We start from the raw sequence: 3,852 nt of genomic DNA, 5'->3' as shown, positions 1-3,852 counted from the left end.
CGTTACTACGAACATTGGAAACGACTGAAGTCGTTACTACGAACATTAAGAACGACTGAAGTCGTTACTACGAACATTGGAAACGACTGAAGTCGTTACTACGAACATTAAGAACGACTGAAGTCGTTACTACGAACATTAAGAACGACTGAAGTCGTTACTACGAACTTTTACTCCGTTAAGGCTTTTTGCTGTTGATATAAGGCTTTAAATCGACGCTGCTGCTCATTGTGATTGACAATCGGTGCCGGATATCCATAGGATTTGCGTTCTAATGGGAGAATTTTCCCTGAAATTAAGGCTTCTGTCTCAATGGATCGCAACTCGGGTACCCACTCTCGAATGTAGTCTCCCTCGGGGTCGAATTTCTGGGTTTGAGTTGTGGGATTGAAAATTCGTAGGGGTTTAGGGTCCATGCCACTGGAGGCACTCCATTGCCAACCGCCATTGTTGGCAGCGAGGTCTCCATCATATAATTTTTGCATGAAATATTGTTCTCCCCACTGCCAATTTATAATCAAATCTTTGGTGAGAAAACTGGCGACAATCATCCGACAACGGTTGTGCATCCAACCAGTTTCATTCAGTTGGCGCATGGCAGCATCGACGATGGGATAGCCGGTTTGTCCTTCACACCAAGCTTGAAAGAGTTCTTCGTTATTCTCCCAAGGAAAGTCTTTCCAAGTGTCTCGATAAGGTCCTGTAGCGAGTTCGGGAAAATGATAAAGTGCCTGTTGATAAAATTCGCGCCATGCGAGTTCTTGTTGCCAGGTTTGGACGCCTTTGCGGGTTTCGTCACTCCGGCATTGTTCAGCGGCGAGGAGGGTGGCATTCCAGACGGTGCGAATGCCGATCGCCCCAAATTTGAGGGCGGCACTTAATAGAGAAGTTCCTGGAACTGCGGGGAAATTCCGTTGTTCGTCGTAGTCGTAAATGGTGCGATCGCTAAATTCTTCCAGTTGCGATCGCGCAGCACTTTCCCCGGGTTCCAGCATCAGCGGATTATCCCAACTCAATCCTAAATCTTTGAGGGTCGGTAATGCAACGACACCCGCATTCTTGGCTCGTTCTTCTTCTTCTTTACTCAGAGATATAGCCTGTTCTAATCCTGGCACAGGTTCTGTTTTGGTTTGGCGAATCCAGTTTTTCCAAAAGGGTGTATAAACGGTGTAGGGATTGCCGGTATTACTACAAATCTCTCCAGGAAAATGTAATAGCTGGTCCCAAAATGTTTCCACTGCAATTCCCTGTTCTTTTAGGGCTTCTCGAACGGCTTGGTCCCGGTCCTGGGAATAAGGTTCTATGTCTAAATTCCAATAGACAAATTGCGCTTGTAAGGCAGTTGCTAATTGGGCGATCGCAACTCTAGGTTCATCAAACAGGATGAACAATTGACTCCCAATTTTAGCATAGTTTTCCTGGAGTTCAGCCAAACAACCGAGCATATATTTAACCCGGGCGGGTGCAATATCTGCGCCGTTTAAAATATTGGGGTCTAGGCAAAATACTCCTACGAGTTTTCGGCTTTTTTCAAAGGCAGTCGCCAATCCGATATTATCGGTCATTCTTAAATCACGGCGATGCCAAAACAGAATTAAATCGGACATGAATCTTCCTGGTTTTTATCTATTATTTAACTTGGGTGTTGAGTTTCTTTTAAACTCATTAATTTTTGGTCTAATTCAATGATATAATCTTTTCCGTAGGTCTGATTTTCTAAGGTATCGATGAGAGTTTGGGGAAGGTCCTGAGTGATTTCTGGACTACAGGAGGCAGCAGCCAGGGCGATCGCCGCGACGGTATCCACATCGCCGGTAAAGGCGATGCAATCTTGCAGCAGTCCACTCAGGGAATGATTGCGGGCGATCGCAGTTAAAGCGGCTTTTACACAAATCCATCCGGTTGTTTTCACGGGTCCTTGCCAGGGTTGGGACCATTGATAACCGGGGATGTATGTTTCAATAAATTCACCCAAATTGAGTTTCGGTCCTCGATTATAAATAAAATAATGAGCCATTAAAGCAGCAGCACAAGCGGCATTAATGCCATCGGGGGTATTATGAGTAATCGCCGCTTGTAAGGTGGTTGCTTCCATCACGGCTTCTGGTGTGGCTAATATCCCAAGGGGGGCGGCACCCATGGCGGCACCACTTTTATCACTTCTAACGTTAATTTTAGCTAAAAAGTCGGCTCCATCTTGGACTTGTAGCAAGAAGTCATAAAATTTTTGGGCATATCCTTCCCGGGGATCGCGTTTAAAGGCGGTAACAAAGCGATTGGCGACTGCTAGGGTTGTCCAGGGTTCTCCAGATACTAAAGTTTCGGCGATCGCCAAGCTCATTTGGGTGTCATCGGTGTAACAGCCGGGATGAATTTGATGCCGAGGATGTTGGACATAGTGGGTTAAAGTATTCTCCGGAATCATTTCATCGGCATATTCAAATCCCGCCCCGTAAGCATCACCCACTGCTAATTCTAAGAGCATTTTTATACTTTTTGAATTCCCGAACAGGACAGGATCATGCCCTGTCCTGTTCGATAGTTTACTTAAAAATTTAGAAGACGCTGCGCTAGAAAAAAGCTGGAAATTGATTTAGAATCCACGGCTTCTCCATTTAAAATAGCCAGTTCCAAGTCGTGAGGCGTCATTAAAACGGTTTGGATATCTTCATCGTCATCCAATTGTTGCGGCGTGGTTAATTTTTCTAAATCTTGGGCTAAAAAGGCATAAATGACTTCATCAGAATACCCCGGTGCGAGGAAAAACTTCCCTAAGCTTTGCCATTTATGGGCACGGTATCCGGTTTCTTCTTCTATTTCCCGTTGGATGGTTTGAAAAGGGTCTTCATCATGTTCCACGGTTCCTGCGGGAAATTCTAATAATCGTCCTTGGACGGCAAAGCGATATTGTTCTACTAAAACGAGTCGTCCATCTGCGGTAATGGGGATGCAGAGTGCGCCGCCTGGGTGTCGAATGCATTCCCATTCCCCTTCAGCACCATTGGGAAGACGTAAACGGTTGACATCAAAGCCAAATTTTCGACCGGAATAGGAGAGACGATGTTTAATCAGGGTGGGGGGTTCTTGACCGAATACCATAGTTATTTAAAACGGCGATCGCTGAATGTGCAGAGGAACGAGGGGACAGAGGAATTCAAGACAATTCCCCGGAGACTTTAGCGGACTTAATCTCACCCTGGCGGTGCGTTTAGCTACAGCCGTAACGCACCGGATTTTCGGGAAAATTCTCAACCCTAAATTGGGGGATTCAGAGGTTAGTCTTGCTTTACCTCAAAGCCGACTGCGGTGATAGCTTGTTTGAAAGATGATTCGGAAGCGGCGGAATCTAGGGTAACCGTTTTGCTTTCTAAATCAATATCAACTTTAGCATCAGAATCAACCGTTTTAATTGCGCCGGTCACTTTTTCGGCACAGCCTTCACAGACCATTGATGGAACTTTTAGTTTGAGTGCCATTGTTAAACCTCGTTTACTTTACTGCTTCCTATTGTGATGGGAAAGGCTGATTTTTGCTATCTCCCCTCTGGCAGATTTGTGGGAATTAACTCCTGATCCCCTCGATTCATGGAATAGATTTATCAATTGTACAGGGTTTGTACCCCCCTGGTGTCTATTCGTTGCAGAAGTTGACCGATCGCCTCGCCAGATACGGGATCTACCCAGTCTGGGGCGATTTCTGCTAACGGCACTAGGGGAACTCCAAAAAATAAAATACCCAAAAAACCCGCACCCTTAAGGGTGGGGCTACACGGACAAAGCCCGCCTGCGCGGGCTAATATAGTTAGGTGCTTAACCATCGGGATTTGGATGATTTATTTGTTGGAACACCCTA

General features: G+C 45.7%; 4 protein-coding genes and 1 pseudogene. All 5 read right to left on the bottom strand.

The window, feature by feature from the left end:
• Positions 1 to 170: 170 nt before the first annotated feature.
• A complete protein-coding gene (locus NG833_RS21990; RefSeq protein ID WP_254567417.1) occupies positions 171 to 1,607 on the bottom strand; it encodes an FAD-binding domain-containing protein in 1,437 nt (478 codons plus the stop codon).
• Positions 1,608 to 1,633: 26 nt separating this feature from the next.
• Positions 1,634 to 2,485, bottom strand: coding sequence for an ADP-ribosylglycohydrolase family protein (locus NG833_RS21985; protein ID WP_254567416.1), 852 nt, complete (start codon positions 2,483 to 2,485; stop codon positions 1,634 to 1,636).
• Positions 2,486 to 2,547: 62 nt separating this feature from the next.
• A complete protein-coding gene (locus NG833_RS21980; RefSeq protein ID WP_254567415.1) occupies positions 2,548 to 3,099 on the bottom strand; it encodes an NUDIX hydrolase in 552 nt (183 codons plus the stop codon).
• A gap of 176 nt (positions 3,100 to 3,275) precedes the next feature.
• Positions 3,276 to 3,476: a heavy-metal-associated domain-containing protein gene (locus NG833_RS21975; RefSeq protein ID WP_254567414.1), complete on the bottom strand. Its 201-nt coding sequence runs from the start codon at positions 3,474 to 3,476 to the stop codon at positions 3,276 to 3,278.
• A gap of 122 nt (positions 3,477 to 3,598) precedes the next feature.
• A pseudogene (locus NG833_RS21970) lies at positions 3,599 to 3,712 on the bottom strand (2-amino-4-hydroxy-6-hydroxymethyldihydropteridine diphosphokinase); the annotation flags it as partial.
• Positions 3,713 to 3,852 lie beyond the last annotated feature (140 nt).

The sequence above is a fragment of the Oscillatoria sp. HE19RPO genome, from assembly GCF_024220515.1.
Classification (GTDB): Bacteria; Cyanobacteriota; Cyanobacteriia; order Cyanobacteriales; family Laspinemataceae; genus Laspinema.
The sequence above is the reverse complement of the archived record's forward strand: the minus strand, read 5'-3'. Positions and strand labels throughout refer to the sequence as shown.